The sequence below is a fragment of the Streptomyces sp. NPDC002520 genome (genome assembly GCF_053595235.1).
The window spans coordinates 196413-217858 of sequence record NZ_JBSFXG010000010.1 but is presented as its reverse complement, the minus strand read 5'-3'; the positions used below and the strand labels follow the sequence as shown (position 1 = coordinate 217858).

Sequence of the window (21446 nt, the reverse complement as noted above, 5' to 3'; positions counted from 1 at the left end):
GCAAGTGATCCGCACGTCAACTGCCCTCGGCAAGGCGGGCTGCCCACCTCTGTTCCACTTTGGCGAGCCGCCAGTACGCCAGCGCCGCGGCCCACACGGCAACGAACACCCCGACGATGATGTAGCCGACGTTGTCCAAGTCCAGCCCGGCGATCCAGCCGGTGACGTCGTCGCGCAGGTCGAACTTGTCGTGGAGTACGCCGACGAGCTCGATGGTGCCGATGAGGAAGGCGACGGCGATGGACAGGCCGGTGATGGTGAGGTTGTAGAAGACTTTGCGGACCGGGTTGGAGAAGGCCCACTGGTAGGCGAAGTTCATGAAGGTGCCGTCGAGGGTGTCGAACAGGCTCATCCCGGCGGCGAACAGCAGCGGCAGGCAGAGGAGCGCGTACCAGGGCAGGCCGGCCGCCGCGCCGCTGCCCGCCATCACCATCAGGGTGACCTCGGTGGCGGTGTCGAAGCCGAGGCCGAAGAGGAAGCCGAGCGGGAACATCTGTCCAGGGCGCGTGATGGACTTGGTGAAGCGGCCCAGGACACGGTTCATGAACCCCCGTGAGTCCAGGTGCTGTTCGAGAGCGGCCTCGTCGTACGTGCCGGAGCGCATCGCCCTGAAGACCCGCAGGATTCCGGCGAGCGCCACGAGGTTGAGCGCGGCGATGAGATACAGGAAGGCCCCGGAGACAGTCGTGCCGACGATGCCCAGGACCTGGTGGGTACGGGAGTCGTCGTTCATCAGGGTGCCGGCGAGCTGTGCGCCGCCCACGACCAGGGCGGCCATGACGACCACCACGCTGGAGTGGCCGAGCGCGAACCAGAAGCCCACCGAGACCGGCCGCTTGCCGTCGGCCATCAGCTTGCGAGTGGTGTTGTCGATCGCGGCGATGTGATCGGCGTCGAAGGCGTGCCGCATCCCCAGCGTGTACGCGGTCACACCGAGCCCCATGCCGAACGCCTCCGAGCCGATCTCGTAGTGGCCGGGCACGACGAGCAGGAACAGCACCCCGAAGGCGACGACGTGCAGGGCGGCTATCACCGCCAGGAGTCCGGCGGTGCGGACGGTGTCCTCGCGCCGCCACTGAAACGTGGTGAGTTCGGTGGGCCCGGTGGGTCCTGTGGGCAGGGTCATACGGTCACGCTCCAGCACCTCGTGGATCACTTCGTGAGATGCCGTGGCCGGTCTCCTGGCTTACGGGTGACGCGTGTCCGTCCCGGCCTTCCCATCCCCCTGGCGGCGAACAGTGACCGTGCACAACTGGGACGGAAACTCCCCGATCACAGTGGCGAGGGCCGCTCCGGCCTGAGCCCCTCGAACCACGAGGGACTGTCACCGGTCTTCCCGAACACCACGGCCCCGCAACCGTAGGGGCGGCAGCCTTCCCCTGCATAGCTGCGCAGCCACGCGGGTATTCAAGATCACATCGGGCCCACTGGGAGAATGCCCCCATGCACCTCGTCCCCGCCGAGCGCGCCGACCGCCGCACCATCGACGGACACCGGGTCTGCGACGCCATCGCCGCCATCGGCGAGCCCGGCCACGTCCACGCCTGGGCCGAGCGGTTCTCCCTGCTCTCCGACCCTGGACGCCTCGCCCTCCTTCTGGCCCTGGACCGAGCAGGACCCCTCGCCGTCTCGGACCTCGCGGTCGCGACCGGTATGAACGACCCCGCCGTGTCCCAGGCCCTCCGCCTGCTCCGCGCCGCAGGCGTTGTCGTGGGTGAGAAGGAGGGGCGTGTGGTGCGTTACCGGATCGTCGACCCCGTCGCCGCCGACCTGCTGAAGCACTGCATCGCCGACGGCGACTGAGCGGCGGACGTACGATCCGTCAGAGGTGATCAGGCACCGGCCGCCGCGCTGTAACGGGCGGCGACGTCCTCCCAGTTGACCAGGTCCCACAGCTTGGTGACGTAGTCGGGGCGGACGTTCTTGTACTGCAGGTAGTAGGCGTGCTCCCAGGCGTCGAAGACCAGGAGCGGGGTGCTGCCCTGGCCGACGTTGCCGTGGTGATCGTAGACCTGCTCCACGATCAGGCGCTTACCGAGGGGCTCCCAGGCGAGCACGCCCCAGCCGGAGCCCTGCACGCTACTGGTGGCCACGGTGAGCTGCTTCTTGAACTGCTCGAAGCCGCCGAGGTGTTCGTCGATGGCACCGGCGAGGGCTCCGTCGGGGCGGTCGCCGCCGTCCGGGGACAGGTTCTGCCAGAAGATCGAGTGCAGGACGTGCCCGGAGAGGTTGAAGGCGAACGTCTTCTCCAGCCCGACCAGCCCGGTCGGCGTGATCTGGTCTTTCTCGCGGGCCTCGGCGAGCTGCTCCAGCGTGTCGTTGGCGCCCTTGACGTAGGCGGCGTGGTGCTTGGCGTGATGCAGTTCCAGGATCTCCCCGGTGATGGCAGGCGCCAGCGCGGAGTAGTCGTACGGCAGGTCAGGAAGCGCGTAGGTGCCCATCAGGCACGTCCCCTTTCCGGGTGGGTGATCGTCCGGGGACAGCCTAGACCTCTATTGCGATGATCTTGCAACAACAAAATGAATGCAGCAACATGAGGGATGGCGGGGTCGGCCCGTCAGCTTTCGCACAGCGCGGCACCTGATGCGGTGCGGCCTTCCCGAGAGGTGATCGTCTTCTCACCGGCAACCGCCGGCCCCGGCCGACCCCGCCGCACGACCGCCCCGAGCAGATCATCAGAGGCGGGCGCGACGCCTGGTCTCTACGACTACCTGCTCAGCCGCCTCACGCTCATGAGCGCCGCGTGTCCATGAGAACGCCTCCTGGCACCGCCACAGATTGAGTGGCCGGGCGTGCGTCCCATCACTCGCGCATCGACCGTCCCAGGGGCCCTCAGCGGGTGGCGGTGGCGAGCGCTGCGGCGTACTGCTCGTCGGTCACGGGTTCCAGCCAGGTGGTGCCGTCACCGTGAGCATCGCCGACGACCATGGCGATGTGTGCCATGAGCGTGGTGTCGGTGCCGCCGTGCCAGTGCTCCTCACCGGGCGGGCACTTGACGGTCTGGCCGGCACTGACGCGTACGACGTCGCCGTCACGGGTGCCGACGAGGCCGACACCGTCGGTGATGTAGAGGGTCTGGCCGTTGGCGTGGGAGTGCCAGTTGGTGCGGGCACCGGGGGTGAAGCGGACCAGGGCGGTCGCCAGCCGGGCCGGCTCGGCGGGGGCCTCGATCATGTTGAGGTAGACGTCGCCGGTGAAGCGCACGGCGGGGGCCTTGGCGGTCGGGGTCTGCGTGACGATTTCCACGGAAGGGGTTCCTTGCTGTGCGGCTGCAGGGAAGTGGTGTGCGGGTATCAGGAGTCGCGCTCTTCGGTGAGCTTCTTGAGCTGGTTGATCGCGGTCATGGCGTTGGGCCAGCCGGCGTAGAAGGCCAGGTGGGTGATGGCCTCGGAGAGCTCCTCGACGCTCAGGCCGTTCGCCAGCGCCACGCCCAGGTGATAGGGCAGCTGTTCGCTGCGGTAGAGCGCGGCGAGGACACTGACGGTCACCAGGCTGCGGTCGCGCGGTGAGAGCCCGGGACGTTCCCATACGTCACCGAAGAGCACCTCGTTGGTGACCTCGACGAGCTTGGGTGCGATTGCCTCCAGGTCCTTGGGCGCGGACTGCTTGGGCATGCTGTCACTCCTTGCTGCGTATCGGGTCGGCCCCACCGGGGGAGCCGCTCGCCGGCTCGGTGGTCACTGGGCGACGTAGCCGCCGTCGACGGGCAGCGCGACGCCGACGACGAAGCCGGCGCCGGGGCTGCACAACCACAGGACGGCTTGCGCAACCTCGTCGGCGGTGCCGAGACGGTGGATCGGCTGGTTCGCTTCGGCCTCGGCACGGTCGAGTTCGCCCTTGGCGATCATGTCGCTCACCATGGGGGTGTCGACGGTGCCAGGGCAGATCGCGTTGATGCGGACGCCGCGCGGGGCGTACTCCAGGGCGGCGCTGCCGGTCAGACCGATGACGCCGTGCTTGCTGGCGTGGTACGAGGCGCGGCCGGGGATGCCGACCAGGCCGCCCAGGGAGGAGCAGTTGACGATCGCTCCGCTGCCCTGGACGCGCATGTGACGCAGCTCGTGCTTCATACTCGCCCAGATGCCGCGCAGGTTGACGGCGTGGACGCGGTCAAAGATGTCGCCCGCTTCCTCGGCGGCGTCGGCGGGCGGGATCTGGATGCCGGCGTTGTTGTAGGCCATGTCCAGGCGTCCGAAGGTTTCCACCGTGCGGTCGACGGCTGAGGCGACCTGGGACTCGTCGGTGACGTCGCAGGTGAGGGCAAGCGCCCTGTGGCCTTCGTCGGTGAGCTGCCGTGCCGCCGTGTCGAGGGCGGCTTCGTCGATGTCGGCGAGGCCGACGGCGGCGCCCGCTTCGGCGAAGGCGCGTGCCGTGGCCAGGCCCATGCCGGATGAGGCTCCGGTGACAAAGGCGACCATGCCGGTGAAGTCGTACGTGGGGTTCAACGGGCTTCGCTCTTTCCGTGCGGTGCGTGGGGGCGGCGGCGGTATGCCGAGTGGGTGTGCGGGCCGAGTCAGGTCACGTCAGGGGTTCGATGGTGACGCGGTCGGCGGTGGCCGGCCCGTCGATGTCCTGGTTGTCGTCGAGGCGCCCGAGGATGACGAGGCCCGGGGACCTCTCGCCGTCGCAGTGGAAGAGGGCCAGGTTGCGCCAAGGTGCGTAGTGGGCCAGGTCCCCTGCTTGGGAGCGGCGGGCTGTGGCCGGCCCCAGGCCGGGACCGGCACCGACGAGAGCGAACGTGGTCATGCTGGAGGTCCTCCTCGAGGGGCGGGGGGGCGTTCGGCCCCGGGAGCCGAAGGGTGCGGGGTCAGGGCTTGAGGAGTGCCTTGATGGCTCGGCGCTCGTCCATGGCCTTGTAGCCCTCGGCGACCTGGTCGAGGGGCAGGGTGAGGTCGAAGACCTTGCCCGGGTCGATCCGGCCGGTCATGACGCGTTCGATGAGGTCGGGCAGGTAGCGGCGCACGGGGGCGGGGCCGCCGCGCAGGCCGACGTGGGAGAAGAACAGTTCCTGCCCGTCGATGGCGACGTCGTGCGGGACGCCGACGAAGCCGACGTTGCCGCCGGGGCGGGCGGAGTGCATCGCCTGCTGCATGGCCTGCGCGGTGCCCACGCACTCCAGCACGCTGTCGGCGCCGATGCCGTCGGTGAGGTCCTTGATCCGGGCGATGCCCTCGTCGCCTCGCTCGGTGACGATGTCGGTGGCGCCGAACTCGCGGGCCAGCTTCTGCCGGGACTCATGGCGGCTCATGGCGATGATCCGCTCGGCACCCATCTCCTTGGCGGCGATCACCGCGCACAGGCCGACTGCCCCGTCGCCCACGACCACGGCGGTGGATCCGGGCTTCACCTCGGCGGCGTCGGCGGCCCACCAGCCGGTGCCCATGACGTCGGAGACGGCCAGCAGACCGGGCCAGAGCTCCTCGCCCGGCACCTCGTCAGTGGCGACCAGGGTGCCCTGGGCGTTGGGGATACGGACGTAGTCGGCCTGGCAGGTGCTCATGAACTCGCGGTGCAGGCAGTTCGACGGGAAGCCGTTACGGCAGTTGGCGCAGGTGTTGTCCGAGGTCGCGAACGAGCCGACGACGAACTGGCCCGGCTTCACGGCCGTGACCTCGGAGCCGACCTCCTCGACGAAGCCGACGTACTCGTGCCCCATCGGACGGGCGTCGCCGATCGGCTCCAGGCCACGCCAGGGCCACAGGTCGGAGCCGCACACACAGGTGACGGCCGTGCGGATGACCGCGTCGGTGGGGTGGAGGATCTTCGGGTCGTCCAGCGTCCCGAAGCGGACGTCACCGGGGGCGTGGATCACTGCGCCGCGCATGAAAGTTCCTTTGCTCACGTGAAGTCGGCCGCTGTAAGCGGTCCGCGTGCGACCGTCCCCGGGTCGCGAGGCGACCGCGCGCCGAGGTCGGGCGGCCCCGTCCCCTGCCGACCGACGGCCGGGACAGCGCTACGTCCTCCAGGTAACCGCTCCTCGCGGCGGCCAGCCAGTCACCGTCGATGGGTGTACCGGCAGTACATCCCTCATGCAGCCTGCTGCACGTACGGTCGAAGGGTGGACAACCAACAGGAGGTCCGCGAGTTCCTCACCTCGCGGCGAGCCAAGATCACCCCCGAGCAGGCCGGACTGCCCTCCGGGACCCGGCGCCGCGTCCCCGGGCTGCGCCGCAGCGAGGTTGCGGCCCTCGCCGACATGAGCGTGGAGTACTACGCCAAGCTCGAACGGGGCAACCTCGCCGGTGCCTCCCCCGCCGTCCTCGAGTCCGTCGCCCGCGCCCTCCAGTTCGACGACGCCGAACGTGCCCACCTCCTCCACCTGGCCCAGGCCGCCGACGGCTCCGACACCCTCACCCGCCCCCGACGCCGACGCCCCGCCCGGCAGTGGACCCCGCACCGGAGCCTGCAGTGGACGCTCGACGCGATCACCGCAGGCCCCGCCTTCGTCCGTAACGGCCGCATGGACATCCTCGGCACCAACGCCCTCGCCCACGCCTTCTACAGCGACGTCTACGCGAACCCCCACAACCAGGCGAACCTCGCCCGCTTCACCTTCCTGGACCCCGCGTCCCGCCGCTTCTACCCCGACTGGGGCCTGGCCGCCGACGTCACCGTCGCGATCCTGCGCACCGAGGCCGGCCGCAACCCCCACGCCAAGGAGCTTCATGACCTCGTCGGCGAGCTATCCACCCGCAGCAACGACTTCCGCACCCGCTGGGGCGCCCACAACGTCCGCCACCACGGCACCGGCACCAAGAATTTCCACCACCATGCCGTCGGCGACCTGACCCTTGCGTTCGAGGGGTTGGAAATGGCGGCCGAGCCCGGCCTCACCGTCACCGTCTACACGGCCGAACCCGGTTCACCCTCCGAAGAGGGCCTGCGCCTGCTCGCCTCCTGGGCCGCGACACAGGAAGCTCTGGCCGGACGGCCGCGAGAGAACTGACCACTTTCTCCCCGCGGCGCGCCCGCAGTCCCGGAAGGTGGCGGCGCCTCTTCCGGCGAGGTGCCCGCCGGCCGGGGATGGGGGCAGTTCCGCGGGGTCGCCGGTCACGTAGTCCGGACTTCCGGACTCACGCGGCCAGCCCCCGGCCAGGGCGGCCCGGTCGACGGTGTCGCGCTGGTCGGCGTGCAGGGCCGAGCGGATGGCCAGGGCCAGGGGGGACAGCGAGCGAGAAGGACGACGGCGTCCAGAGCGGCGACGACGGCGACTCGCACCACGTGCTGTCTCGTCCCTCATGGTGCGCCCTCGCCCGGCGAGCGAGGCGGCATCCGTTCTGTTGCCGTCCACCGACCGCCTGCGCCGGCCGCTTCTCAGCATCCTCTCAGCGAGTGGCATCCAGGCTGGAGGAGTGGCTGGGACGGCTGCGCGTCCCAGGCCCGGGCCGAGTCCACCGCACCACTGCGGGACCGCGATCCAGGGAAGCACCATGAAGTCCGACACCACTGTTCCGTCTGTCCCCCCGAGCCAGGACCGCACGGGGCCGGCGGCCGGGGGCGTCACCGGACTGAACCGGTTCTTCGAGGACGCCTGCGACCGCACCCCGCGCGCCGTGGCCCTCGAGTGCGCAGGCCGAAGTCTGTCCTATGCCGAACTGGACGCCCGGGCCAACCAGGTCGCCCACCGGCTGCGCCGTCTCGACATCGGCCCCGACAGCCGTGCGGCGTTGCTCCTGCCGAGGTCGGTGGAGATGTACGTGAGCCTGCTCGGCGTGTGCAAGGCGGGTGCGGCGTTCGTGCCGGTCGATCCGGCAGCGCCCGCCGACCGGGTGACCCACATCCTCCGGGACGCTGGTGTCGATGCCGTGCTGACCGCCTCCACCTGTGCGGCCGACGCGATCCAGGGCGTGTCCCGCAAGAGATGCGCGGTCCTCGAGACGGACTCCGTCGCTGAGGACCTGGCGGTGCTGCCCACCACGCGGCCGTCCGAAGGGACGAGCAGCGGGACGGACCCGCTGGCCTATGTGATGTACACCTCAGGGTCCAGCGGCAGGCCCAAGGGGGTCGAGATCGCCCGGTCGAGCATCCGCAACTTCGTGCGGGTCGTCTCCCCGGTCTACGACATCCAGCCCTCGGACCGCGTGTACCAGGGCATGACCATCTCCTTCGACTTCTCGATCGAGGAGATCTGGCCCACCTGGGCAGCCGGCGCCACACTCGTCGCGGGCCCCACGGGCGCGGGACGGCTGGGGGCGGAACTCGCCGACTTCCTGGACCGGCAGAGGGTGACCGTCCTGTACTGCGTGCCCACCCTGCTGGCGACCATCCCCCGGGACCTCCCGCTCCTGCGCAGCATCTTCGTCGGCGGGGAGGCGTGCCCCGCCGCGCTGGTCGAACGCTGGAGCAGGCCGGGACGGCGCATGGTCAACACCTACGGGCCGACCGAGGCAACCGTCACGGCCACCGTTCAGGAACTGCGCCCGGGACGTCCGGTGACCATCGGCCGCCCCCTGCCGACGTACACGGTGGTCCTCCTCGACGAGCGGCGCGAACCGGTTCCGCGGGGGGCCGTCGGGGAGATCTGCCTGGGCGGGCCGGGGCTTGCCCGAGGCTACGTCGGCCGCGCCCACCTGACCGCCGACCGTTTCGTCCGTCACGCCCTCGCGCCCGGGGGCGGGCGCCTGTACCGCACCGGTGACCTCGGCAGGATGACCGCGCAGGGGGAGATCGAGTATCTCGGGCGTAGTGACGCGGAGGTGAAGATCCGCGGTTACCGGGTGTCGCTGGAGGAGATCGAGAGCGTACTGATGGAGGACCCGGGCATCGCGCAGGCAGCCGCGGCGCTCGTCCCGCGCGAGGGTGCTGAGCAGCAGGTTCTGGCCGGGTATGTCGTGCGGGCGGCGGACGGCGGCGCCGAGGAAGCGGCTCTCGCCGCCCGGCTGCACGACCGCCTGGTGCGGGCACTGCCGCCCTACATGGTCCCGGATACGTTGGACTTCCTTGACCGGTTGCCGCTCTCGCCGAGCGGCAAGACCGCCCGCGCGCGGTTGCCCCGGCCGTCCGGCCGCCGTCTCGCGGCATCCGATCACGTGGCCCCGGTCTGCGGCGCGCGGGAGGCACGCGTCCGTGACGCGTGGGCCCACGCGCTCGGCGTCCCTTCCGAGGAGGTGTCGGCCGAGGCCGACTTCTTCACCGACCTCGGCGGGCACTCCCTGCTCGCGGCCCACGCCGTGTCCCTGCTTCGGGAACAGGGCGGCGGCACCGACCCGACGCTGCGTGACCTGTACGAGAACCCCACCGTGCGAACCTTCACGGCCCGCCTGTACACGCAGCGGAGCCATCCCGACAAGGGGTCCGGGCAGGGCTCTCGCGTGACGCCGCTGCGGCACGGCCGTGCGCGGATCACACGGGCCGGCCTGGTCCAGGCGGCCGCGCTCTACTCCCTCGTGCTGCTGTTCACAGCGCCACTGGCCTTCTGGTACGCGGCTCGACAGGGTCGGCTGCCGGCCACGGGCGCCGCCGGACCGATGCTCGCGGTGCTGGCCGGCTATCTGGCAGTACGCTGGCTCGCCCCCGCCGTACTCGCCCGGCCGCTGGCCGCAGGGATCCGACCCGGCCGATACCCGCTGTGGGGGACCACCTACGTGCGCCTGTGGGCACTCGACGTGCTGCTGCTCGGCATGAGCCCGCTGCGTGTGCTCAGTGGATCCGTACTGATGGGCCCTTACCTGCGACTCCTCGGGGCGCGGGTCGGCCCGCGCACCACCATCGCCACAAGCCTGATCGGACTGCCCAAGCTGCTGCGTATCGGCGGTGACGCGGCGATCGGCTACGGAGCCACCCTGCGCCCCTGGCAGGTCACCGACGGATGGGTCACGATCGCTCCGATCACCATCGGGGAGCGGGCGTATGTCGGCGCCAACGCCGTCTGTGAACCCGGCGCCGAGCTGGGGCCCGGCGCCGCGCTCGGTGAGCAGTCCCTGACGGGCCCGGGCGAGACGATCCCCGCCGGAGGACGACGCGCCGGATCGCCGGCCCGGCCCGTCGAGGTGCTCTCGCCGCTTGTCGAGTCGCTGCTGAACTCACCGCACCGGACGGACCGCCGACGGCCACGGCACATGGTCGCCAGCCTGCTCGGTCTGGCCCTGCTGGAAGCCGTTCCCCTCGTCGCGGCCCTGCCGGGCGTCATCCTTTGCTGGTGGGCGAGGCTGAGCGGTGTGCCCGCCGTGGTCATGCTGTTCGGGCCCGTCTTCGTGGCCACGCTGTGCCTGATCGTCGGCGTGGGCAAGCGGGCGGTGCTGCCCAGGACGCCGACGGGTTTCCACCCCGTACGGTCGGCGCTCGGCGTGCGCAAGTGGGTCGCGGACAAACTTCTGGAGGAGAGCCTGGCTCTGACCAACTCGTTGTACGCCACGCTCTACACCGTCCCCTGGCTGCGACTGCTCGGTGCGCGGGTCGGGCGCGGCGCCGAGGTGTCCACCGTGGCGCATATCGACCCTGACCTGCTCACCCTCAGAGACGGCAGTTTCGTCGCGGACATGGCCGGTGTCGGCGTCGCGGCCTTCGCCGCCGGCCACATGGCGTTCGCGCCCGCCGAGGTGGGCACGCGTGCTTTCGTCGGCAACGCGACGCTGGTGCCCGCCGGTACCCGGCTCGGCCCGGGGTGTCTGGTGGGCGTCGGCAGTGTGCCGCCCGCCGGTCAGGTGCCGGCCGGTAGCACCTGGCTGGGCTCGCCCGCGCTGCGGCTGCCGGTGCGCCAGGACAGCGGACGATACCCCGAGAGGCTGACGTTCCGGCCGACCCGCGGGGCCGTACTGGGCCGCCTGGCCATCGAGTTCTTCAGGGCCACCCTGCCCGCGACGCTGCTTGCGGCCGGCGGCTTCGGGTACGTGCTGGCCCTGGGCCACCTCGCCCGCCGCACCGGGCCGGCGGTGACCGTGCTGGTGGCCCCGTCGCTCGCCATGGGTGCAATGGCGGCCGTGGTCGGGTGCTGTGCGCTGGCCAAATGGGTGGTCGCCGGCCGGTACGGGCCGCGCGTCGAACCTCTGTGGAGCCTGTTCGTCCGCCGGACGGAGTTCGTCACGGGGCTGTTCGAGGCGGCGGCGGTGCCCGCGGGCGTCGGCGCCCTGGTGGGTACGCCGTTCCTGCCGCCCGTACTGCGCCTGTTCGGCGCCCGCATCGGCCGACGCACCTGGATCGGCACCACCTACCTGACGGAGTTCGACCTGGTGGATGTGGGCGACGACGCCGCGATCGGGCGGCACGTGTCCTTGCAGACGCACCTCTTCGAGGACAGGGTGATGAAGATGTCGAGGGTGACCGTGGGCCCCGGCGCGAGCGTCGGCCAGCGCACGGTGGTGCTGTACGACGCCGTGGTCGGCGCCGGGGTCCGGCTCGGCGCGCTGTCCCTGGTCATGAAGGGCGAACACCTGCCCGCCGGCACGGACTGGCAGGGCCTGCCAACCGAAGGGCGCGCGACTTTCACGTGAGGGAACGGACCGTAGGACACCGGCCATGAGTACGTCCGGGAAGCACCGCCCACCGGCCCTCGCCCACCGCGGCCCGGCCGCCCTGCCCGGCCGCGGTCGTTCCGCCGGACCTCACGCCGCTCTCCGGTCTCGCGCCGATCGTGGCGCTCCTCCTGCCGCACCCGCTGCGAGGCGGCGACCGCGCCCCGGCTCGGGCGCTCGTCCTCGATGTCGCTCATCGTCCTCCTCCTCGCTTCCCTGCATGTGCTCGATGACTCCAGCCTCGACGCGGGTCCTGGGAACAGCGGGATGAGAGACGCCGTGCTTCTCCGCGCCTTCTCAGCCGACGGCCGTCACCGACCGCGGCTATGGTGGATCAGAGGCTGCCATGCGGACGCTGATCATCGAGGACGAGCGCGGACTCGCCGCGGCGATCGCCGAGGGACTCGCCGCAGAGGGCTTCGTCGCGGACGTCGCCCACGACGGGCCCGACGGCCTGTGGCGGGCGCTGCACGAGTCGTACGACGTCATCGTGCTCGACATCATGCTGCCCGGCCTCTCCGGCTACGAGGTCCTCAAGCGGCTGCGCGAGGCCAGGATCTGGACACCGGTACTGATGCTCACCGCGAAGGACGGCGAGTACGACGAGGCGGACGCCCTCGATCTCGGCGCCGACGACTACCTGAGCAAGCCCTTCTCGTACGTCGTCCTCGTCGCCCGGCTCAGGGCGCTGCTGCGCCGCGGGGCACCGGCCCGGCCGGCGGTGCTGCGGGCCGGCGACCTCAGCATGGACCCCGCCTCCCGCCGCTGCCGCCGCGGGGAACGGGAGATCGAACTCACCGCCCGCGAGTTCGCACTCCTGGAGTACCTGACCAGGCACACCGACGAGGTGGTCAGCAAGACCGACATCCTCACCCACGTGTGGGACGAGCACTTCGACGGTGACACCAACATCGTCGAGGTGTACGTCGGCTACCTGCGGCGCAAGATCGACGTCCCGTTCGGCCGCCGCTCCATCGAGACCGTCCGCGGTTTCGGCTACCGGCTGCGCAGCGGTGCGGGGTGAGCGATGGCGGCCGGCGCCCAGTTCCGGTGGGCCCGCAGGTCGCTGCGGTTGCGACTGACCGCCGCCGCGGCCCTGGTCATCGCCGCCGGCTTGGCCTCGGCCGCCGTCCTCCTCGTCGTCTGGCTGCACGCCAGCCTGATCCGCGGCCTGGACACCACCGCACTCCAGCGCGCCGAGGTCGTCGCGACGGACGCCACCACCATCCAGGCGGACACGGAGATACCGGCCACCGATCACGGGGAGGTCGCCGTACAGATCGTCGATCGCAAAGGCGCCGTGATCGCAAGCTCGGGAAACCTGCGCGGCCGACCGCGGGCTTTCTCCTTCCTGGCGAGCCGGTCCAACACCCCGCACGCCCACACCGTTCACGACATCCCCATCGGCGACAACGGCACGTGGCGGGCCGTCGGTGTTCCCGCCGGTTCGGCCGGCCATCCCTCGACGGTGTACGTGGCCGTCCCCACCCAAGGCGTCGACCAGGGGCTGGCCCGGCTCACCGTCGGCCTGGCCGCCGGAACGCCGGCGGTCGTCGCCCTGCTCACGGCCGTGGTGTGGCAGCTCACCGGCCGGGCGCTGCGCCCCGTGGAGGCCATGCGCGCCCAGACCGCCGAGATCACCGCCTCCGACCTCGGCCGCCGTCTCGACGTGCCGCCCACGGCAGACGCGCTCGCCCGGCTCGCCCGGACGCTCAACGACCTGCTGGAACGCCTGGACACGGCAACCCGGCGGCAGCGACGCTTCATCGCCGACGCCGCCCACGAACTGCGCAGTCCCCTCAGCGTCCTGCACACCCGCCTCGACGTGGCCGCCCGGCACGCCCGCACACCCGAGGCTCAGGCCCTCGCCGAGTCCCTGCTGCACGAGTCCGACCGGCTCACCCGGCTCGTCGACGACCTCCTCCAGTTGGCCCGGCTCGACGACCGGCCCCGGATCCGCACGCGCCCTGTCGACCTGGACGAGATCGTCTTCACCGAGGTGCGTGAGGCCCGACTCGGCGCACGGGTCCCGATCGACCAGCACGCCGTCGGGGCCGCGCGCGTACAAGGCAATGCGGACGCCCTCGCACGCGCCGTACGCAATCTCCTCGACAACGCCGTGCGCCACGCACACAGCCGGGTCACGGTCAGCCTGGGCACCGAGGACGGCACCACCCGCCTGGTCGTCGCCGACGACGGCCCCGGCATCCCGGACGCCGACCGGGAACGCGTCTTCGAACGCTTCACCCGCCTGGACGACGCGCGTTCCCGGGACACCGGCGGCAGCGGACTCGGCCTGGCCATCGTCCGCGACGTCGTCGCGGCCCACCACGGCCGCACCCTGATCGAGGACAACTCCCCCGGCGCTCGGCTGGTCATCCTGATTCCGGCGCGCCAGCCCTGACGCACGCCTGCGGACCGGGTGGCCGCCATCTCGCCACGGAATGCGGTCGGGCTTTGATTGGGAGAAGCTGAGCTCATGGTCGAGCGTTCCGCGATCGTGGAGGCGCCCGGCGGGTCTGGCGGCCGCCGCGTGTGCGTCGGTGACCAGTTCCTGGGCACAGCCCATTCGTTGCACGATTTGACCCTGATCCTGCGGCACTTCGGGCTCGTGCACGGGGATGAGTTGGACGTCGCCGACTCGGACCTCATCGAGTGGCATGGCGGTGGCCCGGAGGTTTGGCCGCGCCATGGGGGCGGACCCAACTGCTGGGTGCCTCCGGGCGAGCTCGCGCCCCTGGTGAGGAACACGGGAGGGGCCTGACTGGTTTCGACCGCCAGCAGGTCCAAAGGCACAGGCCATGGGGTGCCGCTGTTCGCACCGATAGCCCCACAGCAGGTGGATCACAGCTGTTGCTCACTCATTGCCCCGCCACCAGGCGACGCCGGAAGTCCCGTTGCCCGCAATAACTCCGGCATCACCGCGGAGGTGTCTCCGCTGGCCACCCACCGGAAGCGGGCAACCATCATGAGGTCATCGACGCTCTCTCGCACGAATCCATCCACCATGACCGGTCCGCCGACACGTTCGCACACCACGAACTCGCGTGGCTCCACCTGAGCAAATTGCTGATAGCGACCCCTGTCGGGGCACCCAGAGAATTCGTAGACCCAGTGACCCATGCCTGACCTCCTGCCGAGAGCAACGAGGGCTCTACCGATCGGCCGGTCACGAAGGCTGTGTAATCACCCAGATGAATCATCGGCCGTGGAACCCGACGTCCACCCGAGACGACACTTGGTACCTCGGCCTGCCCCGCATCGGCCATCGACACCATCTGTTCATCTTCAAACCATCAACGAGATGTCTGGAGGGCGCCCGGGACGGAAGTAAGGAATGCATTGTCGGGTTTCAGAGACCCGTATCCGAGTACAGAAAGTAAGCCACCATGGCCGAATTCCTGGCAGCCGTGGCGATGAAGATCGCCGTTGCCCTCGCAGAGGCAATCATCCTGCGCCTCGTATGGGAGCTGTGGGCCACTTGCTCTCGCTCCCTGCGCTCGGCCTCCGTACCGGCCGCCGCATAGCCATCCGGTGCCCGGCAGGTCTCACGCCACCGGGCGCCGCTCCTCCCGGGCGCCGGGACGTCCTACGGCTGGGCGCCTGTGTCACGCTTCTGCTTCCGGCCGCTGCGCAGCAGCCAGGTGGCACCGCCGACGGCCAGGGCGACCGGCCATTCCAGAGCCCCTGCCACGGTCAGGGCGCCGAGTCCCCCGTAGAACAAGAGATCCTTGGCGGGTGGCGTACCCGTCAATCTCGCGGTTGCCGCTCGGGCCGTGCTGGTCATCTCCTCCTTGGTGAGGTACGGAATCGGCACCGAGGGGTGCAGCGTGCGCATGTGCAGGTGCAGACCAGTGCCGTCGCGCGCCTGAGTCTCCTTTTGCGGGTACTCCGCTGTCTTGCCCATCCCCCTCCTCCTTTCATCGGAGTCGGTGTGGTGTACCTCTTCCATTCTCGCGCTCCCGGTGGCGTGTGCGCAGGAAAGGCGTTGCGATGGAAGCGCGAAACCGGACCTGATCGTGCCCGGGCAGTGAGGGCCCGGACCACGGGAAGCTGGTGATACGAGATGGCACTGACGGGGTGCGGACCACTGCGGGCACTGCTTTCATCCGCGGCCGGTGTGCTGAAGGACGAGGCTCGGGGGCGCGTTCGGTTCTTCGGAAGGCGTGCGCACGTCGCCGTTCGCGGGTTGCGCCCAGGTGAGCTGCCCGAGGACGCGGCGGCGAAGCTGGCCGAGCACGTCGAGCGACGCCTCTGCACCCTCCCCTCGGTGGAGTGGGCGGTGGTGAACACCGTGCTCGGTCATGCCATCGTCGGCACCGACGGTGGGTTCGAGACCGAGACGGTGGCGGACGCCCTGGTCGAGGCGGTGGAGGCGGTGGAGAAAGCCCACGGCGCCGCGCATCCGGTGCCCGAGCACCCTGTGGCGGGTGGGACGGCCCGCCGGTCCGCCATGGCCATGGCCCTGCACGTGGCCGCCGCACCCGTGGCAGCGCTGGCCGGTCTGACGCTTCACACCCCCATCCCTGCGAGCATCGCGGCGCTCGCGCCGCTGGTCGAGGCCCATCCCCGGTTGCGGTCTCTCGTGGAGCGGGCCGTCGGCACCGACAACGCCGGAATCCTCCTGGCCTCGATCACCGCCATAGGCCAGGCCGGCTCCGGCGGTCTCGCCGGGGTCGCCGTGGACACGTTCCGGCATGCCCTCCGGGCGATGGAGGACAACGCGGAGGCCGCCGCCTGGACCGCGGCAGAGCCGCGCCTCACGGGCAGTGCCATGGCAGCGGGCCACCGCGCGGTGCCCGAGCCGCCTGTCCGTGAAGTGCCGCTCAAGCCGGGGCCCATCGAGCGATACGCCGACCAGGCACTCGCCGTGGCGGCGGCGTCGTTCGTCGGATCACTGCTGGTCACCCGGCGTCCCGGGCGGGCCGTCGGTGCGGCGTTGGCGGCGATCCCGAAGGCGCCGCCCCTTGCGCGCGAGGGCTTCGCCTGCGTTTTCGGCAGAGGTCTGGCCCGTCGGGGAATCGTCGTCGCCGACCCTGAAGCGCTGCGCCGACTGGACCGGATCGGCGTCGTACTGCTCGACACGGACGCGCTGGCAACCGGTGCCCACCGGCCGTCGGATCTCGTTGCCCTCGACAAGGACGCACCCGCGGGTGAACTCGCCGCGACGGCTCACCGCCTCTTCGACGGCTCCGCTCCGGAAACCGTGCAACGAGACGGGGAATGGGAGCTGGGTCCGATCGAGCGTCTGGCATTGCGGAGCCGCACGGCCAAGCCGGCCCAGGAGCGTCTGCGGCGCGAGGGCGCGCACCTGGTGCTGGGTCTGGTGCGCCGGGAGCGTCTGCTCGCCGTCATCGGCGTACTGCCCGAGATGCACGATGCCGCCGGCGCGCTCGTCCCAGCCGCCCACGCGGCCGGGCTCAGAGTCGTGGCAGCGGGTACCCACACCGCCGACACCTCGGTACGGGAGGCCGACGCTGTCAGTGAGGGTGGCGGTGACCGGCTGTTCGAATCCGTACGGGCCCTGCAGCGCGACGGTGAGGGCGTACTGCTGCTCTCGCACGACCGACGCGCGCTCCAGGCCGCGGATGTCGGTGTGGGCCTCGTCGACCCGCAAGGGAGACCGCCTTGGGGCGCGGGCCTGTACGTGGACGGCGATCCCGCGTCGGCCGTCGTGATCGTGGAGGCCTGCCGTACCGCCCGCGTGACCGCTCGTCGGGGCGTGCGGCTCGCCCAGGCCGCGGCCGTGGTCGGCGCGACGGCGGTGCTGGCGGGAGCGACGCGGCGCCCGGCTGCCAGGGGTGTGACGGCGTTCAATACGGCGGCCGCGCTGGGCAGCGCGGTCGGCGTCTGGGCGGCAGTACGACTGCTTCGACGCCCCCCTCCGGTGACCACGGCTTCGCGGCACCCGTGGCATGCGATGGACCCGACCACGGCGCTCTCGAGAACCGGCGGCAGCGAGGACGGGCTGACGTCGGAAGAGGCGCGGGCGCGGGCCACGACCACCGGCGAGCAGGCGCCGACGACCTCGCTCGGCCGGGCCTACCTGGCCGAGATGGCCAATCCGCTCACCCCCGTCCTCGGCGCCGGGGCGGCCATGTCGGCGTCCGTGGGTGCCATCCTCGACGCGGTCGTCATCGTGGCGGTCACCGCTGTGTCCGGGCTCATGGGCGGTTTTCAGCGGTACCGGACCGACCGCGCGGTCGCCCGGCTGCGGCGGGAGTCGGCCGTCATGGCTCAGGTGGTGCGGGACGGGGAGGAGACCACGGCCCCGGCCGAGGAACTGGCCGTGGGCGATCTGGTGAACCTGAACTCGGGCGACGTGGTACCGGCTGACGGACGCCTGCTGGAGGCGCACCACCTGGAAGTCGACGAATCCGCGCTGACCGGCGAGTCGCTGCCGGTGGCCAAGGACATGGCTCCTGTTCTGGCCTCGGACCTGGGGGACCGTACGTCCATGGTCTACGAGGGCACCACCGTGGCGGCGGGCCGCGGCCGGGCGGTCGTTGTCGCGACCGGCACGGCCACAGAGGCGGGCCGCGCCGCGGAACGTGGGCGCGGCGCGGCACCCCCAGCCGGGGTCGAGCGTCGACTGGCCCGGATCACCCGGACCACGCTGCCCGTGGCCCTCGGTTCGGCCGCCGCCGTGATCGCCGTGGGCATGCTGCGGGGGCGCCCTATCCAGGACACCATCGGGGCGGGTGTGGGACTGGCCGTCGCCAGCGTGCCCGAAGGACTGCCGTTCCTCGTCTCCGCCGCCCAACTCGCCTCCGCCAGAAGGCTCTCCGCACGCGGAGCCCTGCTCAGGCACCCCCGCACCATCGAGGCGGCCGGTCGCACGGACGTCCTGTGCATCGACAAGACGGGGACCCTCACCCAGGGACGGATCGCCCTTGTCGCTGTGGCCTCCGACGGCCACAGCCTCCCCCTCGAACGACTCGAGGACGAGCAGCGTGCCGTCCTTGCGGCCGCGCTGCGGGCGACACCACGGCCGCACGACGGAGGGCAGTTGGAACACGCCACCGACGGCGCGGTCACGGAGGGCGCCGAGCAGGCGAAGGTGCACCGGACGACGTCCGCGCAGGGCTGGCGGCGCACCTCCAGCCTGCCGTTCGAACCCAGCCGGGGCTTCCACGCGACGCGAGGCCGCTGCGGCGAGCGTCGGATCTTGTCGATGAAGGGGGCACCGGAGGAGGTCGTGCAGCGCTGCGCCACCCGCCACGGCCGACGACTGGACCGCAAGGGCAGGAGTGCCATCCTCGACGCGGGCGAGAAGCTGGCGGCCAAGGGCCACCGGATCCTCGCGGTCGCCGAACGCCGGGACGCACCCGGCGGCAAACTCACCGACGAAGCGGTGGACGGCCTCGACTTCCTCGGCTTCCTCGCGTTCGCCGACCGGGTGCGCGGCACCGCCCGTGACGCGGTGCGCCGACTTGCGGACGCCGGGGTGCACGTCGTGATGATCACCGGAGACCATCCGGGCACCGCGGATTCGATGGCCCGTGAACTGGGCGTCCTGGACGGCAGGCGGGTGGTGACAGGTGCCGAACTCGACGACCTCGACGACCGCGACCTCGACAAGCTGCTGCCCGACGTCGGGGTGGTCGCCCGCGGTACCCCCGTGCACAAGGTCCGCGTGGTGCAGGCGTTCCAACGCCTGGGTCGCACTGTCGCGATGACCGGCGACGGCGCCAACGACGCGCCCGCCATCCGGCTTGCCGACATCGGGATCTCCTTCGGCACGCGGGCGACGCCGGCCGCACGCGCGGCGGCCGACCTGATCGTCACGGACGACCGGCTGGAGACGCTGCTCGACGCGTTCGTGGAGGGCCGCGCGATGTGGGCCTCCGTGCGGCAAGCCCTGGCGATCCTCGTCGGCGGCAACCTCGGTGAGATCGCTTTCACCCTGCTCGGCACGGCCGCCACCGGTACCTCCCCCCTGACGGCCCGCCAACTGCTGCTGGTCAACCTCTTCACCGACCTTGCCCCGGCCATGGCCATCGCCCTGCGCCCACCGCAACCCGAGGCCGCCGAACGCATGCTCCAGGAGGGACCCGAGGTCTCGCTGGGCACGGCCCTGACCGACGAGATGGTGTGCCGGGCCGTGGCGACCACACTGGGGGCCACAGCGGGCTGGCTTGCCGCGCGCTTCACCGGCCGCGCCAGCCGTGCCCGCACCGTCGCCCTGGTCGCCTTGGTCGGCGCACAACTCGGCCAGACGCTCCTGATCGGGGGCCGTAGCCCGGCGGTCGCCCTCGCCTCCCTCGGCTCCATGGCCGCACTGGCGGCTGTCGTTCAGACCCCCGTCCTCAGCCAGTTCTTCGGTTCCACGCCCCTCGGTCCCATCGCCTGGACCATCTCCCTGTCCGCCGCGGCTGCAGCGACGGCGAGCTCACTGTTCCTCCCGCGACTGGCCGAGCGTATCCGCCCAGCGAACTGCTGGTGAACCGCCCCGTGGCGCCCGTGCGCACCAACCAGCGTGACGACTGTCACCAGAGCACGATCCACCGCGGCACGAACTACTTCCCCAACTACCTCCGCAGCGGCTGCCCGGCCCCGCGGTCGACGACGCCACGGCTACTGGTGGGGGGCGACCGTCGACCACGCGGCCCGCGGATTCGTCCATAAGGCGCTGCGCCGGGCCCGGCGAAGGCAGCAAGATCCGCCCCGGCGTTCGACTCGCCACCGGAACGCTCCGGTCGCCGTCCCGCATTCTCGAGGGACGGGACATCGACCATCGGTCAGGTACCGCAGCGTTCGAGTCCCACCCAATGTGCACCGGGTCGGCTGCCCCCGATCGACCGCCGCAGACCGGCGTACGGGACGTCCGACGGCCCCAAGGAACCAACCGCGTCGCGAGTAGCCCGCAAGGTGGGGTACTCGGGCACCATGGTCGGAACAACGGAGATCCAGGACGGCCAGGGGCACGGTGCGACGCCCTTCCTCCCGGATCGGCGCGCCGGTCTGCGCGGGCTGCGGAAGGCCGCCGCGCGGTGCCGCGGTTGCCCCCTGTACCAGGATGCGACTCAGACCGTGTTCGGTGAGGGCGACAGAGACGCACAGGTCCTCCTCCTCGGCGAGCAACCCGGAGACCAGGAGGACCGCCAGGGCAGACCGTTCGTCGGCCCCGCGGGCAAGGTGCTGAGGCGAGCCCTCTCGGACGCGGGCATCGATCCGGAACGGGTCTACGTCACCAACACGGTCAAGCACTTCAAGTTCACCGTCCCCGAAGGCGGTAAACGCCGCATCCACAGGCCTCCGACCCTGCGTGAAATGACGGCCTGCCGGCCGTGGCTCATGGCCGAGCTCCGGGTCGTGTCACCGAAGGTGGTCGTCGCGCTCGGGGCAACGGCGGGCAAAACGCTGCTCGGCTCGGGATTCCGGGTGAGCGAGCAGCGCGGCGCCCTGCTGCCCTGGCCCGGACTCGACGACAGCGGCGACGGAGACGGTACGGGCGAGGCCGACACCGGGATCAGCGGGCTGGTGGCGACGATCCACCCGTCCGCCGTCCTGCGCGCCGACGACCGCACGGCGGTCTACGACGGCCTCGTCGCCGATCTGCGACTGGTCGCGACCGTCCTCGCGGACGGCGACGGCCGCCCCCGGGGAGGCGAGGGCAGATGACCACCTTTCCGCATCCCGCCGACCGGGGCGGCGACCGGCGCCGGAGGTTCGAACGGTTCGCGGAGGAGGCGTCCAGGTTCACCAGCTCCCCCGTGTTCTTCCTGGTGTGCTTGGGGTTGGTCACGTTGATGGTGATCGTCCATGTCGCAGGGCTGGGCACGGAGTGGCAGGTGCTCGCCGGGGACTGCATGACGGCCGTGACGCTGCTCCTGCTCGCCCTGCTGAAGAACTCGGAACTGCGGGCCGAGCGTGCGGTCCAGCGCAAGCTGGACGCCATCGCCGCCGCGCTGCTCGAAGCCCAGGAGGGCTCGCCGGGCGAGGCGCACGAGGACCTCAAAGCCGCGATCCGCATGGAAGAGGAAGTTTGAGACC

Annotated in this window: 18 protein-coding genes and 1 riboswitch; of the genes, 9 read left to right on the top strand and 9 right to left on the bottom strand. The window is 71.1% G+C overall.

Features of this window, described 5'->3' with window-relative positions:
- Nucleotides 1–16: 16 nt before the first annotated feature.
- Nucleotides 17–1126: a HoxN/HupN/NixA family nickel/cobalt transporter gene (locus ACWD5D_RS17295; protein ID WP_451373530.1), complete on the bottom strand. Its 1110-nt coding sequence runs from the start codon at nt 1124–1126 to the stop codon at nt 17–19.
- A gap of 28 nt (nt 1127–1154) precedes the next feature.
- Nucleotides 1155–1363, bottom strand: a riboswitch (cobalamin riboswitch).
- Nucleotides 1364–1443: 80 nt separating this feature from the next.
- Here ACWD5D_RS17295 and ACWD5D_RS17290 point away from each other — a divergent pair.
- Nucleotides 1444–1803, top strand: a complete 360-nt coding sequence (locus ACWD5D_RS17290) for an ArsR/SmtB family transcription factor (RefSeq protein ID WP_451373529.1) — start codon at nt 1444–1446, stop codon at nt 1801–1803.
- Between the two features lie 29 nt (nt 1804–1832).
- On the opposite strand, the gene ACWD5D_RS17285 is transcribed toward ACWD5D_RS17290, so the two are convergent.
- From ACWD5D_RS17285 to ACWD5D_RS17260, 6 genes are all read right to left on the bottom strand, one after another.
- The gene (locus ACWD5D_RS17285) at nt 1833–2441 is read right to left on the bottom strand and encodes a superoxide dismutase (RefSeq protein ID WP_451373528.1); all 609 of its coding nucleotides are present in this window, start codon (nt 2439–2441) and stop codon (nt 1833–1835) included.
- A 391-nt stretch (nt 2442–2832) separates the two neighbouring features.
- A complete protein-coding gene (locus ACWD5D_RS17280) occupies nt 2833–3246 on the bottom strand; it encodes a (R)-mandelonitrile lyase (protein ID WP_451373527.1) in 414 nt (137 codons plus the stop codon).
- Between the two features lie 47 nt (nt 3247–3293).
- Nucleotides 3294–3614 (bottom strand): carboxymuconolactone decarboxylase family protein, encoded by a 321-nt coding sequence (locus tag ACWD5D_RS17275; RefSeq protein ID WP_451373526.1) that lies wholly within the window; start codon nt 3612–3614, stop codon nt 3294–3296.
- Between the two features lie 63 nt (nt 3615–3677).
- Nucleotides 3678–4445 (bottom strand): glucose 1-dehydrogenase, encoded by a 768-nt coding sequence (locus ACWD5D_RS17270; RefSeq protein WP_451373525.1) that lies wholly within the window; start codon nt 4443–4445, stop codon nt 3678–3680.
- A 73-nt stretch (nt 4446–4518) separates the two neighbouring features.
- Nucleotides 4519–4746 (bottom strand): cyclophilin-like fold protein, encoded by a 228-nt coding sequence (locus ACWD5D_RS17265; protein WP_451373524.1) that lies wholly within the window; start codon nt 4744–4746, stop codon nt 4519–4521.
- A 61-nt stretch (nt 4747–4807) separates the two neighbouring features.
- On the bottom strand, nt 4808–5824 hold the full coding sequence (locus ACWD5D_RS17260; RefSeq protein ID WP_451373523.1) for a zinc-dependent alcohol dehydrogenase family protein: 1017 nt from the start codon (nt 5822–5824) through the stop codon (nt 4808–4810).
- Between the two features lie 234 nt (nt 5825–6058).
- Here ACWD5D_RS17260 and ACWD5D_RS17255 point away from each other — a divergent pair, with 234 nt between their 5' ends.
- The 4 genes from ACWD5D_RS17255 (at nt 6059) to ACWD5D_RS17240 (ending at nt 13854) form a co-directional block, all read left to right on the top strand.
- Nucleotides 6059–6946 (top strand): helix-turn-helix transcriptional regulator, encoded by an 888-nt coding sequence (locus ACWD5D_RS17255; RefSeq protein WP_451373522.1) that lies wholly within the window; start codon nt 6059–6061, stop codon nt 6944–6946.
- Nucleotides 6947–7430: 484 nt separating this feature from the next.
- Nucleotides 7431–11429, top strand: coding sequence for a Pls/PosA family non-ribosomal peptide synthetase (locus tag ACWD5D_RS17250; protein WP_451373521.1), 3999 nt, complete (start codon nt 7431–7433; stop codon nt 11427–11429).
- Nucleotides 11430–11796: 367 nt separating this feature from the next.
- The gene (locus ACWD5D_RS17245) at nt 11797–12474 is read left to right on the top strand and encodes a response regulator transcription factor (RefSeq protein ID WP_451373520.1); all 678 of its coding nucleotides are present in this window, start codon (nt 11797–11799) and stop codon (nt 12472–12474) included.
- A gap of 3 nt (nt 12475–12477) precedes the next feature.
- Nucleotides 12478–13854 (top strand): HAMP domain-containing sensor histidine kinase, encoded by a 1377-nt coding sequence (locus tag ACWD5D_RS17240; RefSeq protein WP_451373519.1) that lies wholly within the window; start codon nt 12478–12480, stop codon nt 13852–13854.
- A gap of 440 nt (nt 13855–14294) precedes the next feature.
- Here the strand turns inward: ACWD5D_RS17240 and ACWD5D_RS17235 are convergent, their stop codons facing one another.
- On the bottom strand, nt 14295–14573 hold the full coding sequence (locus tag ACWD5D_RS17235) for a hypothetical protein (RefSeq protein ID WP_451373518.1): 279 nt from the start codon (nt 14571–14573) through the stop codon (nt 14295–14297).
- A gap of 266 nt (nt 14574–14839) precedes the next feature.
- Here ACWD5D_RS17235 and ACWD5D_RS17230 point away from each other — a divergent pair, with 266 nt between their 5' ends.
- Complete coding sequence (locus tag ACWD5D_RS17230; protein ID WP_451373517.1) at nt 14840–14977, top strand: hypothetical protein; 138 nt, start codon at nt 14840–14842, stop codon at nt 14975–14977.
- Between the two features lie 62 nt (nt 14978–15039).
- On the opposite strand, the gene ACWD5D_RS17225 is transcribed toward ACWD5D_RS17230, so the two are convergent.
- On the bottom strand, nt 15040–15357 hold the full coding sequence (locus tag ACWD5D_RS17225) for a hypothetical protein (protein ID WP_451373516.1): 318 nt from the start codon (nt 15355–15357) through the stop codon (nt 15040–15042).
- 282 nt (nt 15358–15639) lie between these two features.
- On the opposite strand from ACWD5D_RS17225, the gene ACWD5D_RS17220 reads away from it, so the two are divergent.
- The 3 genes from ACWD5D_RS17220 (at nt 15640) to ACWD5D_RS17210 (ending at nt 21442) form a co-directional block, all read left to right on the top strand.
- Nucleotides 15640–19896, top strand: coding sequence for an HAD-IC family P-type ATPase (locus tag ACWD5D_RS17220; RefSeq protein ID WP_451373515.1), 4257 nt, complete (start codon nt 15640–15642; stop codon nt 19894–19896).
- A gap of 443 nt (nt 19897–20339) precedes the next feature.
- Nucleotides 20340–21074: a UdgX family uracil-DNA binding protein gene (locus tag ACWD5D_RS17215; RefSeq protein ID WP_451373514.1), complete on the top strand. Its 735-nt coding sequence runs from the start codon at nt 20340–20342 to the stop codon at nt 21072–21074.
- On the top strand, nt 21071–21442 hold the full coding sequence (locus ACWD5D_RS17210) for a low affinity iron permease family protein (protein ID WP_451373513.1): 372 nt from the start codon (nt 21071–21073) through the stop codon (nt 21440–21442). Before ACWD5D_RS17215 ends, ACWD5D_RS17210 begins: the two co-directional genes overlap by 4 nt.
- Nucleotides 21443–21446: the final 4 nt, after the last annotated feature.

Coding starts and splice junctions, on each gene's coding strand:
- ACWD5D_RS17295 (WP_451373530.1), bottom strand. CDS start 1,126: ATGACCCTGCCCACAGGACCCACCGGGCCCACCGAACTCACCACGTTT.
- ACWD5D_RS17290 (WP_451373529.1), top strand. CDS start 1,444: ATGCACCTCGTCCCCGCCGAGCGCGCCGACCGCCGCACCATCGACGGA.
- ACWD5D_RS17285 (WP_451373528.1), bottom strand. CDS start 2,441: ATGGGCACCTACGCGCTTCCTGACCTGCCGTACGACTACTCCGCGCTG.
- ACWD5D_RS17275 (WP_451373526.1), bottom strand. CDS start 3,614: ATGCCCAAGCAGTCCGCGCCCAAGGACCTGGAGGCAATCGCACCCAAG.
- ACWD5D_RS17265 (WP_451373524.1), bottom strand. CDS start 4,746: ATGACCACGTTCGCTCTCGTCGGTGCCGGTCCCGGCCTGGGGCCGGCC.
- ACWD5D_RS17260 (WP_451373523.1), bottom strand. CDS start 5,824: ATGCGCGGCGCAGTGATCCACGCCCCCGGTGACGTCCGCTTCGGGACG.
- ACWD5D_RS17250 (WP_451373521.1), top strand. CDS start 7,431: ATGAAGTCCGACACCACTGTTCCGTCTGTCCCCCCGAGCCAGGACCGC.
- ACWD5D_RS17245 (WP_451373520.1), top strand. CDS start 11,797: ATGCGGACGCTGATCATCGAGGACGAGCGCGGACTCGCCGCGGCGATC.
- ACWD5D_RS17240 (WP_451373519.1), top strand. CDS start 12,478: ATGGCGGCCGGCGCCCAGTTCCGGTGGGCCCGCAGGTCGCTGCGGTTG.
- ACWD5D_RS17235 (WP_451373518.1), bottom strand. CDS start 14,573: ATGGGTCACTGGGTCTACGAATTCTCTGGGTGCCCCGACAGGGGTCGC.
- ACWD5D_RS17230 (WP_451373517.1), top strand. CDS start 14,840: ATGGCCGAATTCCTGGCAGCCGTGGCGATGAAGATCGCCGTTGCCCTC.
- ACWD5D_RS17225 (WP_451373516.1), bottom strand. CDS start 15,357: ATGGGCAAGACAGCGGAGTACCCGCAAAAGGAGACTCAGGCGCGCGAC.
- ACWD5D_RS17215 (WP_451373514.1), top strand. CDS start 20,340: ATGGTCGGAACAACGGAGATCCAGGACGGCCAGGGGCACGGTGCGACG.
- ACWD5D_RS17210 (WP_451373513.1), top strand. CDS start 21,071: ATGACCACCTTTCCGCATCCCGCCGACCGGGGCGGCGACCGGCGCCGG.